Source organism: Streptomyces sp. NBC_01498, from assembly GCF_036327775.1.
Taxonomy (GTDB): domain Bacteria; phylum Actinomycetota; class Actinomycetes; order Streptomycetales; family Streptomycetaceae; genus Streptomyces.
Map to the genome: position 1 here is coordinate 6798789 of NZ_CP109598.1, position 25679 is coordinate 6824467.

Here is a 25679-nt window from a genome sequence, read left to right on the forward strand (position 1 = left end):
CCCGTGCACGACACGACCGCGCTGCTCATCGAACTCGGGGCCGTCATCCTCGGCCTGGGCCTGCTCGGCCGGCTCGCCGGGCGGGTGGGATTCTCCCCCATCCCGCTCTATCTGCTGGCGGGACTCGCCTTCGGCCACGGCGGCCTCCTCCCCATGGCCGCCAGTGAGGAGTTCATCGCCACGGGCGCCGAGATAGGCGTCATCCTGCTCCTGCTGCTCCTCGGCCTGGAGTACAGCGCCTCCGATCTCGTCACCAACCTCAAGACCCAGTACCCCTCCGGCATCGTCGACTTCGTCCTCAACGCGCTGCCCGGCGCGGTCGCCGCGCTCCTGCTCGGCTGGGGGCCCGTCGCCGCCGTCGCGCTCGCCGGCGTCACCTGGATCTCGTCCTCCGGCGTCATCGCCAAGGTGCTCGGCGACCTCGGCAGGCTCGGCAACCGGGAAACCCCCGTCATCCTCGGTGTCCTGGTCATCGAGGACCTCGCCATGGCGGTCTATCTGCCGCTGCTCACCGCGCTGCTCGCCGGACTGAGCCTCGCGGGCGGCAGCCTGACGCTGCTCATCTCGCTCGGCAGCGTGGGAGCCGTGCTGTACGTGGCGCTGCGCCACGGCCGGCTCATCAGCCGCGCGGTGTCCTCCGACAACCCCGAGATGCTGCTGCTGGTCGTCCTCGGTCTCACCGTCCTGGTCGCGGGCGTCGCCCAGGAACTCCAGGTCTCCGCCGCCGTCGGCGCGTTCCTCGTCGGCATCGCGCTCTCCGGTGAGGTCGCGGAGGGCGCCCACAACCTGCTGGCGCCGCTGCGTGACCTGTTCGCCGCCGTCTTCTTCGTGTTCTTCGGGCTGAACACCGACCCGGCCGCCATCCCGCCGGTGCTCGTGCCCGCGCTGATCCTGGCCGTCGTCAGCGCGCTCACGAAGATCGCCACCGGGTGGTACGCGGCACGCCGGGCGGGGGTGAAGACGGCGGGCCGCTGGCGTACGGGCGGAACCCTCGTCGCACGCGGGGAGTTCTCCATCGTCATCGCGGGCCTCGCCGTCGGTGTGGAACCCCGGATCGGTCCGCTGGCCACCGCGTACGTGCTGATCCTGGTCATCCTCGGGCCGCTGGCCGCCCGTTGGACCGAGCCGCTGGCCCGGCGCCTGACCGGCGGGCGGCAGACACCCCCGCCCACCGGGAAACCGGCCACCGAGGGACCGGTGGCGGGGGGACCGGCCATCGAGGGCCCGCTCGTGGGGGAGCCGTCGGCGGACACGCCCGGCACGGACTCGCCCACCGTCGCCCCCGGGCCGGGCGACCCGGCCCCTTCGCACGGCTGACTCCCGGCCCCCGCACCGGAGGGGCGTGGAGTCGCCCGTCACGCGCGACGCCACGCCCCTCCGGTACGGGCCGCTGCGGTACGGCCCTCCGGGTCAGACCCCGACGCCGAAATCGGCGGCGATGCCGGACAGGCCACTCGCGTAACCCTGGCCGACGGCACGGAACTTCCACTCCGCGCCGTTGCGGTACAGCTCACCGAAGACCATCGCCGTCTCGGTCGCCGCGTCCTCGCTCAGGTCGTACCGTGCCAGTTCGGCGCCACCGTCCTGGTTCACCACCCGGATGAAGGCGTTGCGGACCTGACCGAAGCTGTGACCCCGGCTCTCGGCGTCATGGATGGACACCGGGAAGACGATCCTGGCGACCTCGGCGGGCACGCCGGCCAGATTCACCTTGACGACCTCGTCGTCCCCCTCACCCTCACCGGTCAGATTGTCGCCGGTGTGCTCCACCGAACCGTCAGGACTCCGCAGGTTGTTGTAGAAGATGAAGTCCTGATCCGTGCGGACCTTCCCGGCCTCGTTCACCAGCAGGGCACTGGCGTCCAGGTCGTAGTCGGTACCGGTCGTCGTGCGGACGTCCCACCCGAGACCGACCAGGACGGCTGTCAGCCCCGGCGCCTCCTTGCTGAGCGAGACATTGCCGCCTTTGGACAGGGAAACTCCCACGCTGGTCCTCCTGGGTCGAGTTGGTGACCGTGACGAAAATCTTCGACACTGGGGAAGTGTCCGTGCGGCGGCTGAGCCGCCGGGCCGGAGCCACGCCGGGACTGCGCCGGATGGACCCGGACCGCACGTCGGAAGTGGAGGGAGACGGTGTGAGGCAACAGCCGGGAGGGACCGGGGGACCGGACGAGCGCCCGCGCCGGCGCGGCCAGGGCGAACTGGAGGCCCAGGTGCTCGCCGCGCTGCGCCAGGCGCCGGGACCGGTCAACGCGGGCTGGGTGCTCGACCGGCTCGACGGGGACCTGGCTTACACCACGGTCATGACCATCCTGACCCGGCTCCACGGCAAACGGGCGGTCACCCGGGAGCGGGCGGGCCGCTCCTTCGCCTGGTGCGCCACCTCCGACGAGGCGGGGCTGGCCGCCCTGCGGATGCGCCGGGTGCTGGACGCGGAGTCGGACCGCGAGGCCGTCCTCGCCCGGTTCGTCACGACCCTCTCGCCGGACGACGAACAACTGCTGCGCGATCTCCTCGGTCTGCCCGAGGACGGGGCGGAGGGCTGAGCGGATGGGAGTGTTCGTCCTGCTGCCGCTGCTGCTGCCCCTGACGGCGCTGCCCGTCGCGCGCCTCGCCGAGCGGCACCTCCATCCGCGCGTCGCCACCCGGCTGTTGTCGGCGCTGGCCGCCGTCCTGGCGCTGTGCAGCACGGTCTGCCTGGGACTGCTGGTGGTCGTCGGCACGGTGCAGCTGCCCGGCCACCCGCTGCCCGACGAGTGGGCCGAACGGGAGACCCGTACCACCGCGCCGTACGAGGAGGCCGCGGGCAAGGCCGCCGTCGTCGCGCTGCTCGCCGTTGCCGTGTCGTGGTCCACCGCCGCCCGCAGACACCGCCGGGTCCGACGCCGGGCGGAGCACGCGCTCGCCGGAGTGCCGGACGGCGAACTCGCCGTGCTGACGGACGAGGCCGCCTACGCGTACGCGCTGCCGGGCGTACGGGACCGGCCGCCGACCGCCCGCGCGCGTGCCCGCCGCGTGCGGTGGTCGTCCGTCCTGTCCCGGCCGGGTCTCCGCCGCCGGAGCCGGCGGACCGGGATCCCCGGCGGCCGGGTCGTCGTCTCGACCGCCATGCTGGCGTGCCTGGACGACGGCGAGCGCGCGGCGCTCCTCGCCCATGAGCGGGCGCATCTGGCCGGGCACCACCACCGTTATCTGCTCACGGTCCGCTTCGCCGCGCGCGCCAACCCGCTGCTGAGGCCGCTGCGTTCGGCCGTCGCGTACACAACGGAGCGCTGGGCCGACGAGGAGGCGGCGCGTGTGACCGGCGAGCGCCGGGTCGTGGCGCGGGCCATCGGCAAGGCGGCCCTCGTCTCACGGGGCACCCCCACCCCCACGCTGGCGGGCTTCGCCGCGCCCGGCCCCGTACCCCGCCGGGTGGCCGCACTCCTGGAGCCCGCGCCGTCACCCGTGAGCTGGCCGTCGGTCTTCACCGCCGTGGGCCTGGCGGCATGGGCGGCGGCGGCCGGGACACTGGGCTCCGCACTCTCCTCGGCGAACGCGACGGTCACGCTCTTCCTCGTCCTCAAGGCCGGGCCGTTGTGAGCCCCGGCGGGTGTGCGCCTACCCGGCCAAACCCCGGCCCGCCCCGGCTCCGGACCCGATCCGGACGGTCCGCCGGACCGGGCCCCTCGGACGCCGCCGGGGCTGTGTCTGCCACGTAGCGACGGGTGCGCGACGCCCGGCACGCACGCTCTCCCCGCGACGACCCGAGGGGCACGGGAAGTCCCCCCGTGTCGTCGGAGTCGGCCACATACGGCCGGGCCGTCCGCCACGCCGATCTCCGTCGTGCGAGCGCACTCACCGGCGCGAGGACATCAGCCGTTCCGGGACGGGCCCCTGCCCTGCCCCACGGGCGGCCGACCCCACGTGCCGGACCCGGACCTAGACGTCGAACTCCTGCGGCTGGAGACCGAGCGCGAGGCACGCCTCACGGACCACGGCCCGCTCCTGCGCGTCGAAGTTGCCGTCCGCGCCGCCGATGATGATGCCGATCTGGACGACCGCCCGTGCCTCCTCCGGCTTCTTCTTCGCCTTGGCGACCTCCTGGAGCACATTGACCCTGCCCAGCGCCGGGTCGGCCAGCAGCTGGTTCAGATAGTCGTCGAAGCGCTTCTGGAGATCCGCCGGCGGGAAGTTCCGCAGCACGTCGTTGCTCATGATCAGCTGAGTGACCCGCTGACGCTCGGCCGGGTCGACGGAGCCGTCCGCAGCCGCGACCAGGGCGCACATGGCCATGCCGGCGTCACGGAACGCACCGCTCTTCAAGTCGTGTTTCTTCGCCTCCAGCTGGGTCTGCATCGTCTGGGCGGATTCCTTGATGCGATCCCACAGGGCCATGAATGCTCCGCATGTCTCGGACCGCCCGCACCGGGAGGAGCCGGCACGGACAGTGGCTTCTTCTACAGTGATGTAGAAGTTATCAGGTCCCCGCGACGAGTCCGCTCCCCGTGGCCGAACTGGCGGACTCTCGCCACATCGGCGGTGCGGCGGGTGTGCGGGGCGCCGGAGCGAACAGCACGGCGCGCGCGACGCGCGGTGCGAACAGCACCTTCAGCGGCGCCGACAGATGAAGCGCGGCCCGGAACGCCGTACCGACGACCGGGTCGGCGCCCGCCCGCCTCTCCACCCGGGCCAGATACCAGGTCGTGGGCCGGTCCACCGTACGGACCCGTGCCGCCTCGCCGAGCGCGCCCGGCATGTTCCTGTCCGCCCCGGACGAGATGCCCCACGCCTGCCGCGCGGCGCCCATGATCGCCCGCTGCACGCGGAGCGTCGTGGGCGTACGCCGCCGGTCCGTCAGCGCGTCGCGCAGCGCGACGGCGCCCAGCGCGGCCACGGTCATGCCCTGCCCGTAGACGGGGTTGAAGGTGCACAGGGCGTCGCCCGTGGAGAGGAAACCGGCCGGGCGGCGGCCCGGACGGTCGTACCGCCGGCGGACGTTCGCGGTGCCGCGGAACGCCCGTACGGGCGAGACCGGTTCGGCCCGGGTCAGCCACTCGCGCAGCAGCGGGTGCGGCAGACGCGCCGTGAATTCCTCGAACTCCTTGTCGTTCGACGGGGGTTCGCAGCCCCGCGTCCCGGAGAGCGTGACGAGATAGCGGCCGTCCTCGATCGGCAGCGCCACCGCCCCGTACACCTGTGCCGGGTTGGGGACGATGTTGTAGCCGATGGTGTCGGTGATGTCGCCGTCCGCGCCGGGGACGTAGAGACGGGTGGCGTAGGCGAGCCCGCTGTCGAGCCGCTCCTCCCTCGGGGGTTCGGCGCCGACCGCCGTCAGCCAGTCGGCCGCCCGGGACGCGCGCCCGGAGGCGTCCACGACCAGGTCGGCGGTCAGCGCGCGGGTCACGACCCCGCCGCGCGGCCCGCCCGCTCCTGCCTCGGCCGCGTCCGCGATGCCGTCCGCGTCGGTCCTCTCAGTCGCGTCCGTTCCGCCCGTCGCATCCGGCGCCGCCCTGTTCCGCGCCCCGGCGCCGCGCTCCCGGAGCAGGACGCCGGTCGTCCGGACCGCGTCCCCGAGCAGTCCCACGACCTCCGTGCCCTCCACGACCCGGACACGCGGGTCCGCCAGGACCCGGCGCCGTACGAGCCATTCGACCAACGGCCGCGTGCCGGTGAGGATATGGGCGGTGGCGGGCGTGCGGCGATACCAGGTGCCCGCCTGCCACTGCACCAGGTCGCTCGGCATCCCCACCCAGGGCGCTCCGTGCTCCCGCAGTTCACCGACGATGCCGGGAAGCAGCGCCTCCAGCGCCGACTGGCCCCCGGCCAGCAGCGCGTGGATGTGGCCGCCCTGCGGCACACCGGAGCGGGGCCGTGCCCCGTCGGGGAGCCGGTCGCGTTCCACGATCGTCACCCGGTCGGCGTGCGAGGCGAGTACGTGCGCCGCGAGGAGGCCGGCGATGCTCCCACCGATCACCACCGCGTGGCGCGCCGACCGATCCGCTTCGTCGTCCATGCCCATGTCTCCCGTTTCGTACGGTGGTTGATACGAGAGTCCAGTATGTCGGAACTGACGGAGTGTGTGGAGTCGTACTCGTAAGGTGAGTGGGCGTCCGCGTGTTGACGGGCGACCGTTCGGGGACCCGTACTCATGTGCGGGACGCGACTTCGGGACCGGCCGGTACGCCGCCGGTTTCGGGATGTGCCGCAGCCGGTCGGCCTGCGTCCCTCCGTGGTCTCAGCCGGCTCGGCGAGCACGGGCCGGTGTTCCCGGTGAGGTCCCCCGCGGGACCATCCCCGCGCGACGCGGGGAACGGGTCGCGCTCAAGGCGACGAAGGCCGCGACCGTGGGATCACCCCCGCAGACGCGGGGAGTTGCCGGCGCGGAAGGTGATCAGACCTTTCTCGAAGGGACCATTCCCGCCTGCGCGGGGAATTCCGGCCGCAGTGCTTCGACCCTGCGTGATCCGCGGACCGTTCTGCGCGCGCGGCGAGCGGACCGGGGCCCGGCGAACCTTGGCGGCGGGCAAGGCCGTTCTCGATAGATCATGCCGGAGCGGCCGACGTGCGCACAGCGGACCGGCCGCGCCGGGCCTCTTCCGAACGGCCGACGCTCATCAGGGTCCAACTCGCCGGACAGCCGCGCCGCGTCGCCGACCGGGTCAGCAGCGCACCGGCCAACGCCGCACTCCGCAGGACGAGTTGAACCGACTGCGGCCCGTTGCGCCCCAACGGCCCCCGCCCCGTCGGAATCCCCGTCAGACCTTGCGGTAGCTGTACGCCTCCACGGCCGCCGCCTCCACCGCGTCCAGGTCCCCGCCCGCCGACGCCGTGACGACGGCCGCGACCGCGCCCTCGACGAACGGGGCGTCCACCAGCCGTGCGTCCGGGGGCAGTTCGTCGCCCTCCGCCAGCATCGACTTGACCGTCAGTACGGCGCTGCCGAGATCCACCAGGACGGCGACGCCCGCGCCCTGGTCCACGCGGGCGGCGGCGCCCGCTATCAGCTCGGCGCTCGTGCCGAGTCCGCCGTCGGGGGTGCCCCCGGCGGCGGCCACCGGAGCGGTCGGGCCGCCGCCCGCGAGCCCGGTCGCCAGGTCGGCGACCGCCTCGGCGACCGCCCGGCTGTGCGAGACGAGGACCACGCCCACGGAGGGCTTCGCCGTACTCATCGGCCCGCCGCCGTGGCGAGGGCCGCGATCAGCAGCGCGGCGGAGGTGGCGCCCGGGTCCTGATGCCCGATGCTGCGTTCACCGAGATAACTGGCCCGGCCCTTGCGGGCCTGGAGCGGCACGGTCGCCTCCGCGCCCTCGTCGGCGGCGGTCGCCGCCGCCGCGAACGAGGTGCCGAGCGCCGCCACCGCGGGCTCCAGCGCGTCGATCATCGTCTTGTCCCCGGCCTTCGCGCCGCCGAGCTGCGCGACGGCCGCGACCCCGGCGCCCAGCGCCTCGGTCAGCTGGGCGGGCGTGACCTCGGCGGTGTCGCCGAGGGCCTTGCCCGTACGGCGCAGCAGCGTCCCGTACAGCGGGCCGGAGGCGCCGCCCACCGTGGAGATCAACTGCCGCCCCGCGAGGGTCAGTACGGCGCCGGGCGTGGTCGGCGGCTCCTTGTCCAGCGCCGCGGACACGGCGCGGAAACCGCGCTGGAGATTGCTGCCGTGGTCGGCGTCGCCGATCGCCGAGTCCAGCTCGGTGAGCCGGTCGGCCGCCTCTTCCACGGAGGCGGCGGCCGTCGTGAGCCAGCGGCGGAAGAAGTCGACGTCGAGCACCGGCGCGGGATCCTGGTCGGACACGGGGCCTCCTCGAAGAGCTTCGGACAGAAGTGCTTCGGACGGAAGAGCTGTCGGGCGGGCGTGCTTCGGGCAGGAGAGTGCCGTTCCTGCGGGCCGGGCGCGCGGGGCGGGCCCACGGGGACCGGCCCACGCGCGCCCCGGGAGCCGGGGGTCAGCGGCCCCAGCGTAGCGCGGGCGTCTGGACCGGCGCGTCCCACAACCGCAGCAGGTCCTCGTCGACCTGACAGAGTGTCACCGAACATCCGGCCATGTCGAGCGAGGTCACGTAGTTGCCGACGAGCGTGCGGGCCACCGCCACGCCGCGCTCGGCGAGGACGCGCTGCACCTCGGCGTTGAAGCCGTACAGCTCCAACAGCGGTGTCGCACCCATGCCGTTGACGAGCGCGATCACCGGGCCCGACGGGCGGAGGTCCTCCAGCACGGCGTCCACGGCGAAGTCCGCGATCTCGCGCGAGGTCATCATCGCGCGCCGCTCGCGCCCCGGCTCACCGTGGATGCCGATGCCCAACTCCAGCTCGCCGTCCGGGAGATCGAAGGTCGGGCTGCCCTTGGCCGGGGTGGTCACCGCGCTCAGCGCGACACCGAAACTCCGCGCGCTGTCGTTCACCTGCCGGCCGATCGCCTCGACCCGGTCCAGCGCCGCGCCCTCCTCGGCGGCGGCGCCGGCGATCTTCTCGACGAACAGCGTGGCGCCCGTGCCCCGGCGGCCCGCCGTGAACAGGCTGTCCGTCACGGCGACGTCGTCGTTGACCAGTACCTTGCCGACCCGGATGCCCTCGTCCTCGGCCAGCTCGGCGGCCATGTCGAAGTTGAGGACGTCCCCCGTGTAGTTCTTGACGATGAACAGGACCCCGGCACCGCTGTCGACCGCGCTGGCGGCCCGCACCATCTGATCCGGTACGGGACTGGTGAAGACCTCACCGGGACAGGCGGCGGAGAGCATTCCCGGCCCCACGAACCCGCCGTGCAGCGGCTCGTGCCCGGAGCCGCCGCCGGAGACGAGCCCGACCTTTCCCTCGACGGGCGCGTCCCGGCGTACGACGACACGGTTGTCCACGTCGACGGAGAGCTCGGGGTGCGCGGCGGCCATCCCCCGGAGGCCGTCGGCGACCACGGTCTCCGGGACGTTGATGAGCATCTTCATGGATTCTCCCCAGTGGGCTGGCGGCTCTGTCACTGACCGGATCCTGACTCCGCCGGGGCGGGGCAGGCTCTGTGAGACGTGGCTGAGGACACGGGGCTTCGGTAGGCCACTCGGGTCCAGTATTCCAATAACACCGGCATCGGACACGGCTTCGGGGGCACGGGCCCGACGCCGCCGGGGGCATACGTCCGTTCGGGTGAGGCGCGCGGGCGGAGCGCGCCGGCCGGACCGGGGCGGATCGGACCGCCTTCCCTCCCGGATCCATCGCCCTGCCGTCCCCTGCGGCATGCCCCCGCGGCCGGGCCGTTGACAGGCGCATCGCGCCTGGTTACATTGCGCCGGAACGATCCGGCACGCAGCGCGCGGAGCCGGGTCAGACGCTCGGAGGGGAGCAGAATGGGGTACTCGGCCGCGGACTGGCAGGTGCCGTCCATGGTTCCCCTCGACGACGCCGCGGTGGCGGACGCGTTGGGGGAACTGTTCGGCGTACGCGGAACCGTCCGGGATCTCGGCAGCCAGCAGGACCGGAACTACCGGGTGCGTACGGAGTCCGGCGGCGACCACGTCCTGAAGATCGCCAACCCGGTCACCGACCCCGCCACGCTGCTGGCCCAGGTCACCGCCTGCGCCCGCCTCGCCGACGCCCACCCCGGCCTCCGGCTGCCCCGCGCGCGGCCGGGCGCAGACGGCGGCTACGTCCAGCGGATGACCGTCGACGGGGTGACGCTGCACTGCCGCCTCTTCGACTACGTACCGGGCGAGCCGATCATGGACAGCCGCTACCTCGCGCCGGGCGTCGTCGCCCGGCTCGGCGAACTCGCCGGGTCCACGGCGTCCTCGCTGGCCGCGCTCACCGTGCCGGACGCCGGACGGCCCCGGCTGTGGGACCTGCGCAACGCGGCGGACGTCGTGGAGGCCCTGGCCCCCTTCATGACCGACCGCGCACGCGCCGACCGGGTGCTGAGCGAGGCCCGCGCCGCCCGGGAACGGCTGCGCCCCCTTGAGGACCTGTTGCCGGTCCAGGTGATCCACGGCGACCTCACCGACAACAACGTGGTGTGCGAACGGGGCCCGGACGGGCGGCCCGTGCCCGTCGGCGTGATCGACTTCGGCGACCTCGGGGACGGCTGGACGGTCGCCGAACTCGCCGTCACCTGCGCGTCGGTCCTCCACCACCACGGCGCCGGCCCGGCGTCGGTCCTGCCCGCCGTGCGCGCCTTCCACCGGGCCCGCCCGCTGGACGGAGCGGAGACCGACGCGCTGTGGCCGCTCGTCGTCCTGCGGACCGCGGTGCTGGTCGTGAGCGGGCGGTACGACGTGCTCCAGGACCCCGGCAACGTCTACGCGGAGACCGCGCTGGAGCGCGAGTGGGCGATGTTCGAGGCAGCCGCGTCGGTTCCGGCCGAGGTCATGGGGGCCCAACTGCGGGCGGCCCTCGGCCACCCCGCGCCGTCAGGCCCCCCGACAGGCGTGCACCCGCTCCTGCCACACCCGGACACGGACCCGGCCGCCGTCGCGGAGACGGTCGAGACCCTGGACCTGTCGGTGACCGGTGACGCACTGGACGCCGGGCGCTGGCTGGAGGCCGGTGCCGAATCGGCCCTGGCCGCACGGGAGTTGGAGGGGGATCGTACGGGCGTACGGACCCGGCACGGCGAGTACCGGCTGACCCGCTCCCGGCCGGGCGAACCGGACGCGCCGACACTCGCCCTCGGTGTCGATCTGTGGGTCGCGGCGCCCACGGCGCTGCGGGCCCCGTGGGACGGGGTGCTCCTGAGGCACGCGCCGAACGGGGTGACGCTGCGCACCGACGGCGGCTGGAGCCTGATCGTTGAAGGCGTTGAAGGCGTTGAAGGCGTTGAAGGCGTTGAAGGCGTCGAAGGCGTTGAAGGCGTCGAGCCGGCCGAGGACGAGGGCCGGGCCGTTCCCGCCGGGACGCCGCTCGGCACCGTCGTACCCCGGCCTGACGGCACCGCCGCGCGTCTCCAGCTCTCCCGGCTGACCGACCGGCCGACGCCCCGGGCGGTCCCCCCGGGTCTGGCGGACGGCTGGCTCGCGGTCTGCCCCGACCCCGCCGCGCTGTTCGCACCGGCACCGGCACCGGCACCCACGGACCCGGACGCGGACCCGGACCCGGACGCGGACCCGGACCCGGACGCCGAGCCCGCCCGCGCGGACACCGCGCCCGCCACCGAGAGCGGCGGCGCCCGGCCCGACAGCCGCAGCACCGCCCCCGCTCTCCTCGAACGCCGCGACCGTTCCTTCGCCGCCGTACAGGAGCACTACTTCGAGGCGCCGCCCCGTATCGAGCGCGGCTGGCGGGAGCACCTCGTCGACACCGAGGGCCGCTGCTACCTGGACATGCTCAACAACGTGACCATCCTCGGCCACGGCCACCCGGGGCTCGGCGAGGCGGTCCACCGGCAGTGGCGGCGCCTCAACACCAACTCCCGTTTCCACTACGAGTCGGTGGTCGCCCTCTCGGAACGGCTGGCCGGGCTGCTGCCCGACGGCCTGGACACCGTGTTCCTGGTGAACAGCGGCTCCGAGGCGGTCGACCTGGCGCTGCGCCTGACCTGGGCCGCCGCCGGGCGGCAGGACGTCGTCGCGGTGGGGGAGGCGTACCACGGCTGGACGTACGCCTCCGACGCCGTCTCGACCTCGGTCGCCGACAATCCCGGCGCCCTCACCTCCCGCCCCGACTGGGTGCACGTGCTGCCCGCGCCGAACTCCTACCGGGGACTCCACCGGGGCCCGGACGCCGCCCGATACGGCCCGCTCGCGGCGGAGGCGATCACGGAGCTGGCCCGCTCGGGCCGCCCGCCCGCCGCGTTCATCTGCGAGCCGTACTACGGCAACGCCGGAGGCATGGCGCTGCCCGACGGCTATCTCCGCCAGGTGTACGAGGCGACCCGCGCGGCGGGCGGGCTGTGCGTCGCCGACGAGGTGCAGGTCGGCTACGGGCGGCTCGGCTCGCACTTCTGGGGCTTCGAACAGCAGGGCGTCGTGCCGGACGTCGTCACCGTCGCCAAGGCGATGGGCAACGGCCACCCGCTGGGCGCGGTGATCACCCGCAAGGAGATCGCCGACGCGTACCGCACCCAGGGCTACTTCTTCTCCTCGGCCGGCGGCAGCCCCGTCAGCTCGGTCGTCGGGCTCACCGTGCTCGACGCGCTGCGCGACGAAGGGCTCCAGGAGAACGCCCGGACCGTGGGCGGTCATCTGCGGGAGCGGCTGGAGGAACTGGCCGGCCGGCACCCGCTGATCGGCGCGGTGCACGGCACGGGGCTCTACCTGGGGGTGGAATTCGTCCGGGACCGGACGACCCTGGAGCCGGCCGCCGAGGAGACGGCGGCGATCTGCGAGCGGCTGCGCGAACTGGGCGTCGTCGTCCAGCCCACCTCCGACCGGCTGTGCGTCCTGAAGATCAAGCCGCCGCTCTGTCTGACCCGCGAGAGCGCGGACCGTTTCGCGGACGCGCTCGACGACACCCTGACCCACGGATGGTGAACCGGATGCCCCGTACGACACCGAGCGCCCCCCGGGACCCCGACCCGGGCGACGGGACCGCGGGCCCCTCCCGGCCCCGCGCCGACGACGCCCCGCCGCCCACCATCGCCGACGTGGCCCGCGAGGCCGCGGTCTCCAAGACGACCGCCTCCGACGCCCTGCGCGGCCACGGCCGGGTCTCCGGCGCGACCCGCGAGGCGGTGGAGGAGGCGGCCCGGCGGCTCGGCTACTCGCCCAACCGCAACGCCCGTTCCCTGCGTACGTCGGTCACCGAGACCATCGCGCTGCACATCCCGGAGTTCCTGACGAGCGCCGAGTACTACATGTCGTTCGTGTTCGGGGTGATCGAGCAGGCGACCCGGGCCAGCCTCAACGTCACGATGATCTCGTCCGGCCATCTGCCGCACCGGGGTGCGCTGCCCCAGGTCGACGGTCTGGTGCTGTGCGACCCGATGGCCGGGGACCCGGTCGTCGAGGCCCTGATGAACTCGGGGCTGCCGGTCGTCACCGCCGAACGGTACGTCGGCGACAAGGAGTCCACCGGCGTCGTCTGGTCGGACCACGAGACGACCACCCTCGAACTGCTCGACCATCTGCGGGACGCGGGCGCCACCCGGCCCGCCTTACTCGCCTCGGACAGCACCGCCGAGTGGGCCACGACGGTCCTCGACACCTACCGCGCCTGGTGTGCGCGCGGCGGTCTGCCGGGCACCGTCCACAAGGCCCCGTTCGGCTCGTCCCCAGAGGTGCTGCGCACCGAGGTGGCCCGGATGCTCGCCGAGGCGCCGGAGACCGACGCCGTCGTGTGCGCCGCCGACGGCGCCGCCGTGACCGTGCTCCCCGAGATCCGGGCGGCAGGCCGCACCGTCGGCAAGGACCTGCTCCTCGCGTCGTGCGTCGACAGCACCCGTATGCGGCTCTCGGACCCTCCGATCACGGCGATCGATCTGCGGCCCCGGGACATGGGTGCGGAATGCGCGCGCCTGCTCTGCGAAATTCTGGCCGGCCGTTCGCCGCGAGGTACGGTCCGGTCCCTGCCGATCAGTCTCAACCGCCGCGCTTCGACCGGCCTCTGACCCCGCTTTCCCCCGGGTCTTTCCGGACGACGTAATTTCGTCGCCCGGAAAGACCCGCGCCTGTTTTCAGGGCCCTCGGGACATCGAATAACGCCTCGGAGTATTTCCCCGCGATCCATTGACAAGCGAATTTCCGGCCACGTAACTTCCCCCTCACGCCGGAACGATCCGGCACTTGTCTCGGACACGGCTCGGACAAGGACTCGTACAAGGAGGGGATCACGTGCGAAGAAGTGCGATCATCGCGTGTTCTGCCGTTCTGTCAGCCGCCCTGGTCTCCTGCTCGTCCCCCGCATCCCAGGGCGAGCAGGACCCGGCCGGCAAGCAGGAGAAGCCCGGCTTTCTCACCGTCGCCGACGAGGGCCTCACCGGGCGCGGCGCACTCACCGTCCAGCTCGACTACGACTCCGTCGAGGCCGACGGACTGAATCCGCAGACGGCCTCCAGCGCCCGCTCCTGGATGCTCGGCTCGCTCGTCTACGAACCGCTCGTCACCATAGGACCGGGCTTCGAGATCAAGCCCCTGCTGGCCGCGTCGTGGCGGCAGCCCACCCCCACCACGTACGTCTTCACCCTCCGCGAGGGCGCCGCATTCTCCAACGGGCGCGCCGTCACCGCCGACGACGCCGCGGGCAGCCTGCGCCGGCTGCTGGACTCCAAGGGCCCGTACGTGGGACAGCTCGGCCCGGTGAAGACGGTGAGCGCCTCCGCGCCCGGCGAGGTCACCGTCGAACTCGCCAAGCCCTACACGCCGTTCCTCGCGGCGCTCGCCAACACCCCCGCCGCCGTCCTGCCCATGAAGGAGATCGAGGACGGCTCGCTGGACCTCACGAAGGAGATGCTCGGCTCCGGCCCGTACACCGTGAAGGAACACCGGCAGGACCGGGGCTGGACCTTTGTGAAGAACCCGGAATACCGGGACGCCGACCGGGTCCACGTCGAGGAACTCAAGGTCGACATCGTGCCCCAGGAGGCGGCGCGACTCGCCGCCGTACGCAATGGCACATCCGGATTCGCCTTCTTCAACAATGTCGATTCCATCGACCAGTTGAGCGGCACCCGTAACGCGAAGGTCGTCAACCAGAACAACAGCGACTTCTACTACCTCATCCAGAACTCGCGGAATCCGAAATCCCCGCTGGCGGATCAGAAGATCCGTTTCGCGCTGAACAGCGCCCTGGACCGGCAGCAGATGGCCGACGTCGCCCTCGGCGGACAGGCCAGACCGACCGGGGTCACCCCCGTCGTGCTGCCCGGCGCCTGCGACCCCGCCGACCTGCCCGCCGCCCGCGCCGCCGGCGAGGCGAAGGCCGCGCTCAAGGCCGCCGGCGCCGAGAACCTGACACTCCGTCTCGCCGTCTACACCTCCGAACCGGCCCTCGGCCAGATCGCCCAGGTGATCCAGCAGCAGTACGCGGCCGTCGGTGTCACCGTCACCATCGAGAAACTGGACGACTCCACCTACGGCGAACGGATCTTCGCCCCGAAGGCCGACTTCGACATGGCCATCGGCTGGTTCGCCGGCTACGTGGACGCCGCCATGGTCTCCCGCTGGTGGAACCCCGTCGTCGCCGGCTTCTCGGCCGGCTTCATCGGCGACGACAAGGAACTCGACAAGCTGATCGACTCCGCGTCCGCCCAGCCCGCCGGCGACGCGCGCGAGAAGACTCTGCGCCAGGTGTGCGAACGCGTCGACACCAACGCCGAGATGCTGCCCCTCGTCACCCGGCCCGGAGCCGTCGGCCTGCGCACCGACCGGGTCAGCCCGACCCTCCACGCCAACGAGGGCTTCGGCAACATCCTGCGCAACATCACCGACTTCACCCTCCCGGCGGCGAAGTAGTCGCCATGGTCTACCTCCGTTGGGTCCTCGGACGTCTCACGGCCGCCGCGCTCACCATGACCGGTGTCTCCGTCCTCATCTTCGCGGCCGTCCGCGCGATGCCCGGCCGGTACTCCGACCTGGTCCTCGGCCCGCTCGCCACCCAGGCCGACAAGGCGGAGGCGGCGCGCCGGTTCGGCCTCGGCGGGTCGCTGCCCGAGCAGTACGGGCACTGGCTGCTCAACGCCGTCCAGGGCGACTTCGGTATCTCCATGGCCAGCCGGACCCCGGTCAGCGCCGAGTTCGCCGCCCGGCTGCCCGTCACCCTCACCCTGACCGGTCTCGCCCTCGCTTTCACCGTGCTCGTCGGCGTCCCGCTCGGGGTGTGGACCGGGACACGCGGCAAGGGCGCGGGCCGCACCGGCCGGCTCCTCGGCAGCCTCGGGCTGAGCGTCCCGGAATTCGTCCTGGGCAGCCTCGTGGTGTTCGTGTTCACCCGCTACAGCCTCGGGCTCACCGTCGGGGAGTACGTCCCCTGGTCCCAGGGGCCCCTCCGGTCGGCGCTCTCCCTGCTCCTGCCCGCCTGCGTGCTCGCCGTGTTCTGCGTCGCCGCGGTCGCCCGCACCACCCGGGACGCCGTGCTCGGAGTCCTGGTGGAGCCGCACATCGCGGCGGCGGTGGCGCGCGGCGAGTCCGCCGCCTTCATCGTCCGCCACCACGTCCTGCGCAACGCGTCCATCCCGGTCCTCACCCTGACCGCCACCCTCAGCGCGTACCTGCTCGGCGGAGCGGTCATCGTGGAGCGCCTGTTCAACGCCCCCGGCCTCGGCTCGTTCCTGGTCGACGGGCTCGACCGGCGCGACTACGCGGTCGTCCAGACGGGCGTGCTGCTCGCGGCGGCCGTGTTCATCACCACCAATCTGCTGATCGACCTCGTCTGCGGGCTCGTCGATCCCCGGATCAGCGCACTCGCCGGAAAGGCCCGGTCATGACAGGCGACATCCTCCGCCCACCCGTGCCCGGGGCGGCACCCGAACCCCCGCGCGGGAGCCGGTCCGCCCGGCTGCGCGCCGCCCGCACCCCGGGCGGCCACGACATCCTGTTCCGGATCGCGGCCTGGACCCTCGTGGTCCTCGTCCTGGCCACCCTGCTCAGCCATCTCACCGGACTCGGCGGCGACCCCGGGGCGACGGTCGGCCGGCGGCTGTCCCCGCCCGGCGACGGCGGACTCCTCGGCACCGACAACCTCGGCCGCTCACTGCTGCCGAGACTCCTCCAGGGCATCGGCACCACCCTGCTGCTGTCCTCGGCGGCCGTGCTGCTCGCCGCACTGATCAGCACCGCGGCGGGCATCGTCGCGGGCTACCGGGGCGGCCGGACGGCCGAGGCGATCACCCGCCTCGGCGACGTCCTCTACTCCTTCCCGACCATCGTGCTGGCCGTCCTGGTCTCCGCCGTCCTGAACCCCGGCCGGCCCGCCGCCCTCACCAGCATCGTGCTCGTCACCGTGCCCCTGATGACCCGCATGATCGCCACTGCCGCCCGCACCGTCGCCCGCCGGGACTTCGTCACCGCCGCCCGGATCAGCGGCGTACCCGCCGTGACGATCATGCGCCGGCACATCCTGCCGAACGTCTCCGGGACCATCGCCGTCCAGGGCACGTACGCCCTGTCGGTCGGCATCCTGGTCGAGGGCGGGCTGGGCTTCCTCGGCTACGGCGTCCAGCTCCCCGACGCCTCCCTCGGACTGCTGATCCAGGAAGGCAGCCTCTACATGGTCAACGCGCCCTGGCTGATCGTCGTGCCGGGCGTCGTACTCGTGGCCGCCATCGTCTCGATCAACCTCATCGGCGACAGCCTGCGCGACCGGTGGGAACCCAGAGAAGCGAGAGCCCTGAGATGACCCCGCTGATCCACGTCGAGGACATCGTGGCCGAATACCACACCGCCCGGCGCACCGTACGGGCCCTGGACGGCGCCCACCTCTCCGTCGAACGCGGCGAACACGTCGGCATCGTGGGCGAGAGCGGCTCCGGCAAGACCACGCTCGGACTGCTCCTGGGCCGGCTGCTGCCCGCCGCCACCCGCCACCCGCGCGGCCGGGTCCTGATCGACGGGGAGTCCGTGCTGGACCTCCCCGCCGATGGGGTGGCCCGACTGCGCCGGGAACGGCTCGGCTTCATCCCGCAGGATCCGGTCGGCGCCCTCGACCCGACCCTGCGGATCGGACGCCAACTCGCCCTGGCACTGCGCGGCACCGGCGCCGCCACCGACAAGGCCGGACTCCTGGACCGGCTCGGCCAGGTCCGGATCCACGAACCCGAACGGGTCCTGCGGCTGTACCCGCACGAGATGTCCGGCGGCATGGCGCAGCGCGTCACCATCGCCATGGCGATGGCCCGCGACCCGGACCTCCTCATCGCCGACGAACCCACCGCGGCGCTGGACGCGCAGGTACGCCAGGACGTCCTGCGGCTGCTGTTCTCCCTGGCCGAGGCCAACGGCACCACCGTCCTGTGGCTCAGCCACGACCTGGGCGGCGTCGCCCGGTGGTGCGGGCGGATCGCCGTCATGTACGGCGGGCGCGTGGTGGAGGACGGCCCGGCGGCCGACGTGCTGGCCGCGCCCCGCCACCCGTACACCGCCGCGCTGGCCGCCGCCGACCCGGCCCGCGCGGCGGCGGGCACCCGGCTCCGCGCCATCGGGGGCGTCCCGCCCGCGCTGCTCGGCTCCACGCCCGGCTGCGCGTTCGCCCCGCGCTGCGGCGCGGCCACGGACCTCTGCCACACCGAACGGCCGGCTCCCGTGGCGGAACCGGGGCGCGTGGTGCTCTGCCACCACCCGGTGCCCCGGCCGCCCGCGCCTCCGCCGACGGAGACCCGACCGACGGAGACCCGGCACCTGGAGACCCCCCGATGAACGAGGAACGGCTGTACGGCGCGCGGCCCGCGCCCCGTGACGAGCCCGCGCCCCGCGACGAGCCCGCCGCTGGGCCGCCCACCCCGCCCGCGCCCCGCGACGAGCCCGCGCCCCATGGCCTACCCCGCTCGGACCCGTCACCCCGTCCGCCCCGCGACCCCGTCCTCGAACTCGACGACGTGTCCGTCGTCTTCGCCTCCGGCGCCGGCCGGCGCCGCTCCTCCCTCACCGCCGTGAACCGGGTCACCTTCACCATCGGCGCCGGGGAGACCCTCGGCCTGGTGGGGGAGTCCGGCTCCGGCAAGTCCACCACCGGCTCCGTCGCGCTCGGACTCCGGCGGCCCACCTCAGGCGCCGTACGGTTCCTCGGCTCGCCCCACGGCGGCCGGCGCTCCCGGGCCGGCCGTATCCAGGCGGTGCTCCAGAATCCGCACTGGTCGCTCAACCCCCGTATGTCCGTGCTCGACTGCGTCGCCGAACCCCTCACCGCGACCGGGGGCGGACGCCTGCGCGCCCACCACGCCGAGGCCGCCCGCCTCCTCGACCAGGTCGGCCTGCCCCCGAGCTACGGCGACCGGCTCCCGCACGAACTCTCCGGCGGCCAGCGCCAGCGCGTCGCCATCGCCCGCTCCCTGATCACCCGGCCCCGCTTCATCGTCTTCGACGAAGCGGTCAGCGCCCTCGACGTCTCCGTCCAGGCCCAGACCCTCAACCTCATCCACGACCTCCAGGCCCAGCACGGCTTCGGCGCCCTGTTCATCTCCCACGACCTCGCGGCCGTCCGCTACCTCGCCCACCGCATCGCCGTGATGCGCGAGGGCTCGATCGTCGAACTCGCCGACACCGCGCGCTTCTGGGCCACCCCCGAACACCCCTACTCACGACAACTCCTGGAGACACTGTGACCCGCCCCGCCCGCCCCACGGACGACCACCACGCGCTGGTCCCGGTCCCGACCTTCGGCCCCTCCCGGAGCAACGACGACCACGCCCTGCGGCCCGTCACCGACCCCGGCGACCGGATCGTGGAGTTCGACTTCCCCGGCGTCGAGGTCGGCACCGCCGAGTACGCCGAGGGCCCCACCGGCGCCACCGTCGTCCATGTCCCGGCCGGCGCGCGGATGTCGATCGACGCACGCGGCGGCGCCATCGGTCTCACCTACGGGGGCGACAACTACGCGCACGCCATCTGCCTGGCCGGCGGCTCCCTCTACGGGCTCGGCGCCGCCCCCGGCGTCGCCACCGAACTGCTGCGCCGCAAGGAGAACAACGCCGGCTGGGAGCACCTCCAGTGCGTGGCCGGCGCGATCATCTACGACTTCGCCGCCCGCGACAACGCCGTCTTCCCGGACGCCGCGCTCGGACGTGCCGCGCTGCTCGCCGCCCGGCCCGGCCGCTTCCCCGTGGGCCGACGCGGCGCCGGGGCGTCCGCGTCCGTCGGCAAGGTCGAGGCTGCGCGCTGCGAATTCGCGGGCCAGGGCGCCGCGTTCCGGCAGATCGGCGACGTCAAGATCCTCGCGGCCACCGTCGTCAACGCGGTCGGCGTGATCGTGGACCGGGACGGCACGGTCGTACGCGGCAACTACGACGCGGCCACCGGCACCCGGCGGCTTCCCCAGCTCGACTACGCCGACGCCTTCGCCGCAGGCACCCCCACCACCGTGCCCGGCAACACCACCATCTCCGTCCTGATCACCAACGTCCGCCTCGGCGACCGGGAACTGGACTACTTCGGCCGCCAGGTGCACGGCTCCATGCACCGGGGCATCCAGCCCTTCCACACCAACCTCGACGGCGACACCCTCTTCACCCTCACCACCGACGAGATCGACCTGCCCAGGAACCCGGCACGCACCGGCGAGGACTCCCTGACCTCCGTCGCCCTCGGCTCCGTCGCCGCCGAGGTGATGTGGGACGCGATCCTCAACAGCGTTCGCGGCGGCGTCCGTTGACCCCGGCCGGCAGCCTCCCCACAGACAGGTCCACCATGACCCTCCCCCTCTCCCGCAGCGACGAGACCGACCCGGCCCGGCGCGGTCGCGCCCTCGGCAGCGCGCACGCCGCACGGATACGGGACAACATCGCCGCCTACCGACGACTCTTCGACGCCGTCCGGGTCCGCCCGCAGGACCTGCGCCCGTACGGGGAGAGGGCGCTGGCCGAGATCGAGCGGTGGGCCCCGCACCTGGCCGCCGAACTGGTGGCCACCGCCGCCGGAGCGGGTGTGCGGGACTGGGAGGTCGCCATGGTCAACGCCCGTACCGAGATCCTGGCCACCGTCGGAGCCACCGCCGAGGGGGAGTGCTCCACCGCCGTGTACGTCGGCGGCCCCGGCGCCCCGCACACCATCCAGACCTGGGACTGGCACGACGAGATGGCCGCTGCCAGGACCCTGAGCGCCTATCGGGTCCCGGCCCCCCGCGCCGGGGGCGCCGGCCGTACCGTCCGGGCCTTCACCGAGGCGGGCGTGCTGGGCAAGATCGGCGTCAACGACGCGGGTCTCGGCGTCCACTTCAACATCCTCAGCCACCAGGACGACGGCGAGTCGATCGGCGTCCCGGTGCACGCCGTCGCGCGCCGGGTCCTGGACGAGGCCGCCACCGTCGCCGAGGCCGTCGACCTCGCCCGCTCCGCGCGGGTCTCCGCGTCGACCGTGCTCACCGTCGTCACCTACGACGGACGGCACGGCGAGGCGGCGAGCATCGAACTCAGCCCCCGGGGAACGGCGGTGGTACGGCCCGACGCCGACGGTGTACTCCTGCACACCAACCACTTCCTCGACCCCGAACTCGCCCTCGGCGAGGAAGCGGCCGCCGCCGCCAGCACCCACCCCCGGTACAAGCGGCTGAGCGACCGCCGCGAGCTGATCGTCTCCGCCGACCCGGCGCGCTGGCTGGAACTGATGCGGGTGCACGAGGAGGACGGCGCGCCGCTGTGCTGCCACCCCAAGCCCGGCCTGGAGTTCCAGCACCAGTGGCGGACCCTGCTGACGCTCATGATCGACCTCGGCGGGCGGCGGCTGCGCTACCACGCGGGCGAGCCCTGCACCGCAACCGACGACAGCTGGAACGATCTGTGAGTCCGGTCCCCGCCCCGGCTCCGGGCATCCCGCCCGCCCGGGTCGCCCGGATCGCGCGCTACCCGGTCAAGGGCATGACCGGCCAGCCGCTCGACCGGGTGACGCTCACTCCCGGCGCCGGACTGCCCCTGGACCGCATCCTGGCCCTGCGCAACGGCTCCGTCCCCGCCGCGACGGCCGCCGAATGGGTCCCGAGCGAGGCGTTCCTGCGGCTCGTCAAGAACGCCGCGCTCGCCCGCCACCGGGTCACTCTCGACGAGGACGCCGGCGAACTGCGCCTCGGCTCACCGGAGGGCGAGGTGGTCGTCGTACGGCTGGACGCGGGCCTGCCCCGCCCCGCCGACGTGGCTCGGGCGAGCCGGACCCTGCGCGACTGGTTCCCGGCCGGTCCCCTCGGTCCGGTGACGGTCGAGTCGACCGGGGTGCCGCTCTGGGACTGGCCCCGGGCCGCCGTCTCGCTCGTCAACCTGGACACACTCGACGCGATGGCCGAGGCGGCCGGCGTACCGCTCGACCCCCGCCGCTTCCGGGCCAACCTGTACCTCGCCGGGCTCGGCGCCTGGCGGGAACTGGACCTGGTAGGGCGGCGGTTGCGGATCGGCGGGGCGGAACTGGAGATCGTCCAGGCCACCGAACGGTGCCGGGCGACCACGGTCGACCCGGACACCGCCGCCCGTGACCTCAACGTGCCGGTGCTGCTCGCCTCCCGCTTCGGCCATCTGTACTGCGGGGTGTACGCGCGCGTCGCCGCGGGCGGCCCGGTCGCCGTCGGCGACCCGCTCACCGACACCGGCATCCGGGTCGACCCCGCCGACCTGTCCGCGTCCGGACCGGACCGGCCGCGCTACGCCACCCTGACCGGGCGTAAGCCGCGCAGCCCGACCGTCGCCACGCTGCGGCTGCGCGACCCGGCGGACCTGACCCCCGCGCCCGGCCAGCACCTCCGGGTGCACACGGCGGACACGGACGGGCCGCTGTGGCGCTGCTACACGATCACCGGCGCGGCACCGGGCGAACTCAGCGTCAGTGTGAAACGCCTGGACGGCGGCCGGGTCTCCTCGCGGCTGCACGAACTGCCGCCCGGCGAAAGGCTGTTGATCTCCGGCCCGTACGGTGACCCGCTGGTCTCGCCGGACCCGGACCGCCCGCTGCTGCTGGCGGTCGCCGGGATCGGGGTCACCCCCGTACCGCCGCTGCTGCGTTTCGTCGCGGCGACGGCGCCGGGGCGGACCGTCACCGTGGTCAACGTGGCCCGGACGGTACGCGAAGCACCGCTGTGGGAGGAGATCACCGCGCTGGCCGACCGGCTCCCCCGTACCGAGGCGCTCCTCCGTCTCACCGCGCCCGAGGGGCCGTTGCCACCCGGCGCCCGCCGGGGACGCCCCACCGCCGAGGAGTGGGGACGGTGGGCGGCGGACCCGCTGACCGAGGCGTACCTCTGCGGCCCGGACGCCTTCGTACGAGCGGTCCGCACCGCCCTGCGCGGCGCGGGACTGCCCGAGGAGTCGATCACGGACGAACCGTTCTTCTCCCCGGTGGCGGCCCCGCTGACGGACCAACCGCCGCCCCTGCCGGGGCCGTTCACCGTACGGTTCGCCACCAGCGGTGTCGACGCGCGCTGGACGCCCGAGGACGGCACGCTGCTCGACCTCGCCGAGGCCGCCGGGATCAGGCTGCCCGCAGCCTGCCGGGCCGGCGCGTGCGGCACCTGCCGCCAGCCGGTGAAGGGCCCGACGGCGCATCTCCTCACCCCGGCGGCGCCCGTCGGGCCGGGGCAGGCGCTCCTGTGCTGCGCGGTGCCGACGGCGGACCTCACCCTGGACGCCTGAGCGTCCCCGGGTGCCTAGCACGGGAACGGCCCCGGCGACGGCGGTTGCCGCGCCCGGGGCCGCCGTCCTCGGCGCAGGCCGCGTCGCGTTCCCGGCGGGCCGCCGCCCGGCCCCACGTACAGTGCCGTCAACGGGGCGATCACATCGGCGTCGTCGACGTACGGGTCCGACCGACCCCGCCGACCGACCCCGCCGACCGGCTCCGGCGGCCCGTTCGACGCGCTCCGGATCGACGCCCGCGCCCGGGAGGGGAGCCCAGTGCCGAGGGGGAAGCAGCGGTGAACGACCCCGAACCGTCGCGCCGTACGCGGCTCCGCGCCCACCGCGCCGCCTCCCTCTCCCTGGCCCGGTACGGTGATCGCGCCCTCGGCGAGCTCCTGGCCTCGGCCGCGCCGCTCGGTTCCGGCATCGGCGGGACGTCCGCCCTGCTCGACATCGACGGAACTCCGGTCTTCGTGAAGCGGGTGGCCCTCACCGACCTGGAGCGCCGGCCCGAGCATGTCCGGTCCACGGCCAACCTGTTCGAGCTGCCGGACTTCCTCCACCACGGGGTCGGCGCCATCGGCGGGCCGGGCCTCGGGGCCTGGCGTGAACTCGCCGTGCACGTCATGACGACGAACTGGGTGCTCACGGGGGAGCATGAGGGCTTCCCGCTGATGCACCACTGGCGGGTGCTGCCCGACGCGTTGCCCCTGCCCGGGGAGCTGGCCGACACCGAACGGGCGGCTGCCTACTGGGGCGGGGGCGCCCCGGTGCGCCGACGGATCGAGGAGCTTCAGCGGTCCTCGGCGAGCGTCGCGCTGTTCCTGGAGCACCTGCCGCGCACGCTGCACCAGTGGCTGGGCGCCCAGGTCGAGGCGGGCGACGACGGAGCCGTGGACCGGGCCTGCGCCCTCGTGGAGAAGGAACTGGAATCCGGCATCTCGTTCATGAACGCACGAGGACTCCTGCATTTCGACGCGCATTTCGAAAACATCCTCACCGACGGCCGGCGCCTCTACTTCGCCGATTACGGACTCGCCCTCTCCTCCCGTTTCGAACTGTCCCGGGAGGAGCGCCGTTTCTTCGACCGCCACCGGGTCTACGACCGCTGTTACGCCGCCACATATCTGGTGAATTGGCTCGTCACCGCGCTGTACGGATGCCGCCCGGAGGACCGGGACGGCCGCCTCGCGCTCGTACGCGCCTACGCCGAGGGGAAGCGCCCCACGGGAATCCCGGCAAAGGCGGCGGAGTTGATCACCCGGTACGCGCCGGTGGCCGCCGTGGTGTCGGACTTCCACCGCGATTTCCGGGAAAGCGGCAGGTCGACCCCGTATCCGCTGGAGGAGATCCGGCGGCTGTGCCGTGGGCCCGGCCGGTCCGACCGTGCCACCGACCCCGGCTCGTAGGGCCCTTGGCGCCCCCGGTTCGGCCCCGCTCCGCCGCGTCCGGTACCCCGGGCGACCCGGCCCTCCTATTCCGGGCCCGGCCGGCCCGGCGGGCGCGGAGAAGGCCGAACACCGGGTGGCCTCCGGTCGGACACCACACCGCGATGACCGGATCGCAGATCTCTTAGCCGAAAGAGGAATGCTCCGCGAACGGAATGACGGGATTCCCCTTGAAGTGATGAAGAACGTCCCCCACCGTGTGCGGCAGGCGGCCGACGCCGATGAACTCCCAGGAATCGAGACCCCGACAGGCGCAGTACGGCACCGTGGTGGTGAAGACGAATTCCCACGCCCCGAAACCACCGCCACTGAGATGGGCGGCCCCCGCCTCCGCCACCATGGCCGCGTTCAATTGACGCCGGTGCGGCTCCCGGACGAGAGACATGAGGCAGACATGGAGGAGGCCGATGAGGAGAGGCGCGACAACGGACATGGAATTCGCTCCGCTTTCTTGGGAACGCCGGACCGAACGCCGGAACCGTCGTCCGACCCGACGGGCAGGCGGAGCGCGAAGAAGCGGCGAAAGTGAGAATCAGGCCCGGATAATTTCCAGTTCCGGCGGTCGGCGGCGGCGCCGGACGGGGTGAGGAACTGCCCGTTGTCGACGTACGGGACGTGCGGAGCCACCTCGATGTCCGGGTGCGCGTCGGCCGGTTGACCGGCCGCGACCCGTGGGTGGTGGCGCGCGGTCCGTCGGGCGGACCGGTGACGGCCGGCGGGGACGTCCGGGAGCAGCGGGAGGCGACACGGGTGCCCCGCCCGGCCGCCGCGCGCAGTGCGTCGCGCGAGGCGGGGGTGAGGGCCGTCGCGGGGTCGGCGGCGCTCGGCGCGACGACGGTGTCCGCGCCATCGGGCCCGGTCAGGCCGCACGGGGCGCGCAGGGTGCGGGCCCCGGCGTCGACCTCCGGCCGCTCCGCGCAGGCCCTGCCTCGCACCCGGGAGCGCCGTCCGGGAGCCGGGTGCGGCAGAAGACTTCGATGGGCGTGGCCGGGTCGAAGGGGATCACCCGGTCCCGGTGCGAGGACGGCGACGGTGGGCATGCCGCGAAGGTGCCACCGCCGCGCCGGGAGGGACGGAAGGGGCGGGGCATATGCCAACCG

The 25679-nt window shown here is 73.6% G+C and carries 21 protein-coding genes and 1 pseudogene; 14 read left to right on the forward strand and 8 right to left on the reverse strand.

The window, feature by feature from the left end; all coding sequences use genetic code 11:
• Nucleotides 1-3 precede the first annotated feature (3 nt).
• Complete coding sequence (locus OG875_RS29060; protein WP_330177205.1) at nt 4-1317, forward strand: cation:proton antiporter; 1314 nt, start codon at nt 4-6, stop codon at nt 1315-1317.
• Nucleotides 1318-1410: 93 nt separating this feature from the next.
• Here OG875_RS29060 and OG875_RS29065 read toward each other — a convergent pair whose 3' ends face one another.
• Nucleotides 1411-1986 carry a TerD family protein gene (locus OG875_RS29065; protein WP_330177206.1) on the reverse strand — a complete coding sequence of 192 codons (576 nt, stop codon included), beginning with the start codon at nt 1984-1986 and terminating at the stop codon, nt 1411-1413.
• Between the two features lie 149 nt (nt 1987-2135).
• On the opposite strand from OG875_RS29065, the gene OG875_RS29070 reads away from it, so the two are divergent.
• Nucleotides 2136-2546, forward strand: coding sequence for a BlaI/MecI/CopY family transcriptional regulator (locus OG875_RS29070; RefSeq protein WP_330177207.1), 411 nt, complete (start codon nt 2136-2138; stop codon nt 2544-2546).
• 4 nt (nt 2547-2550) lie between these two features.
• The gene (locus tag OG875_RS29075) at nt 2551-3582 is read left to right on the forward strand and encodes a M56 family metallopeptidase (protein WP_330177208.1); all 1032 of its coding nucleotides are present in this window, start codon (nt 2551-2553) and stop codon (nt 3580-3582) included.
• Nucleotides 3583-3921: 339 nt separating this feature from the next.
• Here the strand turns inward: OG875_RS29075 and OG875_RS29080 are convergent, their stop codons facing one another.
• The 5 genes from OG875_RS29080 to dhaK form a co-directional block, all read right to left on the reverse strand.
• Nucleotides 3922-4377 (reverse strand): tellurite resistance TerB family protein, encoded by a 456-nt coding sequence (locus tag OG875_RS29080; protein ID WP_330177209.1) that lies wholly within the window; start codon nt 4375-4377, stop codon nt 3922-3924.
• Between the two features lie 82 nt (nt 4378-4459).
• Nucleotides 4460-5995, reverse strand: coding sequence for an FAD-dependent oxidoreductase (locus OG875_RS29085; protein ID WP_330177210.1), 1536 nt, complete (start codon nt 5993-5995; stop codon nt 4460-4462).
• 742 nt (nt 5996-6737) lie between these two features.
• Nucleotides 6738-7151, reverse strand: coding sequence for a PTS-dependent dihydroxyacetone kinase phosphotransferase subunit DhaM (locus OG875_RS29090; RefSeq protein WP_330177211.1), 414 nt, complete (start codon nt 7149-7151; stop codon nt 6738-6740).
• The gene (gene dhaL, locus OG875_RS29095) at nt 7148-7747 is read right to left on the reverse strand and encodes a dihydroxyacetone kinase subunit DhaL (protein WP_330177938.1); all 600 of its coding nucleotides are present in this window, start codon (nt 7745-7747) and stop codon (nt 7148-7150) included. Before dhaL ends, OG875_RS29090 begins: the two co-directional genes overlap by 4 nt.
• Before the next feature lie 175 nt (nt 7748-7922).
• Entirely contained in the window at nt 7923-8915 is a 993-nt protein-coding gene (dhaK, locus tag OG875_RS29100; RefSeq protein WP_330177212.1) for a dihydroxyacetone kinase subunit DhaK, read from the reverse strand.
• Between the two features lie 396 nt (nt 8916-9311).
• On the opposite strand from dhaK, the gene OG875_RS29105 reads away from it, so the two are divergent.
• The 11 genes from OG875_RS29105 (at nt 9312) to OG875_RS29155 (ending at nt 24540) form a co-directional block, all read left to right on the forward strand.
• Complete coding sequence (locus OG875_RS29105; RefSeq protein ID WP_330177213.1) at nt 9312-12425, forward strand: aminotransferase class III-fold pyridoxal phosphate-dependent enzyme; 3114 nt, start codon at nt 9312-9314, stop codon at nt 12423-12425.
• A gap of 5 nt (nt 12426-12430) precedes the next feature.
• Nucleotides 12431-13501 (forward strand): LacI family DNA-binding transcriptional regulator, encoded by a 1071-nt coding sequence (locus OG875_RS29110; protein ID WP_330177214.1) that lies wholly within the window; start codon nt 12431-12433, stop codon nt 13499-13501.
• A 223-nt stretch (nt 13502-13724) separates the two neighbouring features.
• Nucleotides 13725-15344 (forward strand): ABC transporter substrate-binding protein, encoded by a 1620-nt coding sequence (locus tag OG875_RS29115; protein ID WP_330177215.1) that lies wholly within the window; start codon nt 13725-13727, stop codon nt 15342-15344.
• A 5-nt stretch (nt 15345-15349) separates the two neighbouring features.
• Complete coding sequence (locus OG875_RS29120; RefSeq protein WP_330177216.1) at nt 15350-16315, forward strand: ABC transporter permease; 966 nt, start codon at nt 15350-15352, stop codon at nt 16313-16315.
• Nucleotides 16312-17226 (forward strand): ABC transporter permease, encoded by a 915-nt coding sequence (locus tag OG875_RS29125; protein WP_330177217.1) that lies wholly within the window; start codon nt 16312-16314, stop codon nt 17224-17226. Before OG875_RS29120 ends, OG875_RS29125 begins: the two co-directional genes overlap by 4 nt.
• Nucleotides 17223-18242 (forward strand): ABC transporter ATP-binding protein, encoded by a 1020-nt coding sequence (locus tag OG875_RS29130; protein ID WP_330177218.1) that lies wholly within the window; start codon nt 17223-17225, stop codon nt 18240-18242. Before OG875_RS29125 ends, OG875_RS29130 begins: the two co-directional genes overlap by 4 nt.
• Complete coding sequence (locus OG875_RS29135; RefSeq protein ID WP_330177219.1) at nt 18239-19147, forward strand: ABC transporter ATP-binding protein; 909 nt, start codon at nt 18239-18241, stop codon at nt 19145-19147. The genes OG875_RS29130 and OG875_RS29135 overlap by 4 nt, the downstream gene beginning before the upstream one ends.
• A complete protein-coding gene (locus OG875_RS29140; RefSeq protein WP_330177220.1) occupies nt 19144-20193 on the forward strand; it encodes a P1 family peptidase in 1050 nt (349 codons plus the stop codon). Before OG875_RS29135 ends, OG875_RS29140 begins: the two co-directional genes overlap by 4 nt.
• A 35-nt stretch (nt 20194-20228) precedes the next feature.
• Nucleotides 20229-21320 (forward strand): C45 family peptidase, encoded by a 1092-nt coding sequence (locus tag OG875_RS29145; RefSeq protein WP_330177221.1) that lies wholly within the window; start codon nt 20229-20231, stop codon nt 21318-21320.
• Nucleotides 21317-23149: an MOSC domain-containing protein gene (locus OG875_RS29150; RefSeq protein ID WP_330177222.1), complete on the forward strand. Its 1833-nt coding sequence runs from the start codon at nt 21317-21319 to the stop codon at nt 23147-23149. Before OG875_RS29145 ends, OG875_RS29150 begins: the two co-directional genes overlap by 4 nt.
• A gap of 278 nt (nt 23150-23427) precedes the next feature.
• The gene (locus OG875_RS29155; protein ID WP_330177223.1) at nt 23428-24540 is read left to right on the forward strand and encodes a protein kinase family protein; all 1113 of its coding nucleotides are present in this window, start codon (nt 23428-23430) and stop codon (nt 24538-24540) included.
• A gap of 163 nt (nt 24541-24703) precedes the next feature.
• On the opposite strand, the gene OG875_RS29160 is transcribed toward OG875_RS29155, so the two are convergent.
• Nucleotides 24704-25012: a DUF6010 family protein gene (locus tag OG875_RS29160; protein ID WP_330177224.1), complete on the reverse strand. Its 309-nt coding sequence runs from the start codon at nt 25010-25012 to the stop codon at nt 24704-24706.
• A gap of 131 nt (nt 25013-25143) precedes the next feature.
• Nucleotides 25144-25619, reverse strand: a pseudogene (locus tag OG875_RS29165) (AraC family transcriptional regulator); the annotation flags it as partial.
• Between the last annotated feature and the right edge of the window lie 60 nt (nt 25620-25679).

What these genes read in the sequence shown, in the direction of transcription:
- OG875_RS29105 (WP_330177213.1), top strand. Translation starts at nt 9,312, where the DNA reads ATGGGGTACTCGGCCGCGGACTGGCAGGTGCCGTCCATGGTTCCCCTC.
- OG875_RS29125 (WP_330177217.1), top strand. Translation starts at nt 16,312, where the DNA reads ATGACAGGCGACATCCTCCGCCCACCCGTGCCCGGGGCGGCACCCGAA.
- dhaK (WP_330177212.1), bottom strand. Translation starts at nt 8,915, where the DNA reads ATGAAGATGCTCATCAACGTCCCGGAGACCGTGGTCGCCGACGGCCTC.
- OG875_RS29160 (WP_330177224.1), bottom strand. Translation starts at nt 25,012, where the DNA reads ATGTCCGTTGTCGCGCCTCTCCTCATCGGCCTCCTCCATGTCTGCCTC.
- OG875_RS29090 (WP_330177211.1), bottom strand. Translation starts at nt 7,151, where the DNA reads ATGAGTACGGCGAAGCCCTCCGTGGGCGTGGTCCTCGTCTCGCACAGC.
- OG875_RS29080 (WP_330177209.1), bottom strand. Translation starts at nt 4,377, where the DNA reads ATGGCCCTGTGGGATCGCATCAAGGAATCCGCCCAGACGATGCAGACC.
- OG875_RS29075 (WP_330177208.1), top strand. Translation starts at nt 2,551, where the DNA reads ATGGGAGTGTTCGTCCTGCTGCCGCTGCTGCTGCCCCTGACGGCGCTG.
- OG875_RS29085 (WP_330177210.1), bottom strand. Translation starts at nt 5,995, where the DNA reads ATGGACGACGAAGCGGATCGGTCGGCGCGCCACGCGGTGGTGATCGGT.
- OG875_RS29130 (WP_330177218.1), top strand. Translation starts at nt 17,223, where the DNA reads ATGACCCCGCTGATCCACGTCGAGGACATCGTGGCCGAATACCACACC.
- OG875_RS29110 (WP_330177214.1), top strand. Translation starts at nt 12,431, where the DNA reads ATGCCCCGTACGACACCGAGCGCCCCCCGGGACCCCGACCCGGGCGAC.
- OG875_RS29120 (WP_330177216.1), top strand. Translation starts at nt 15,350, where the DNA reads ATGGTCTACCTCCGTTGGGTCCTCGGACGTCTCACGGCCGCCGCGCTC.
- OG875_RS29145 (WP_330177221.1), top strand. Translation starts at nt 20,229, where the DNA reads ATGACCCTCCCCCTCTCCCGCAGCGACGAGACCGACCCGGCCCGGCGC.
- OG875_RS29135 (WP_330177219.1), top strand. Translation starts at nt 18,239, where the DNA reads ATGAACGAGGAACGGCTGTACGGCGCGCGGCCCGCGCCCCGTGACGAG.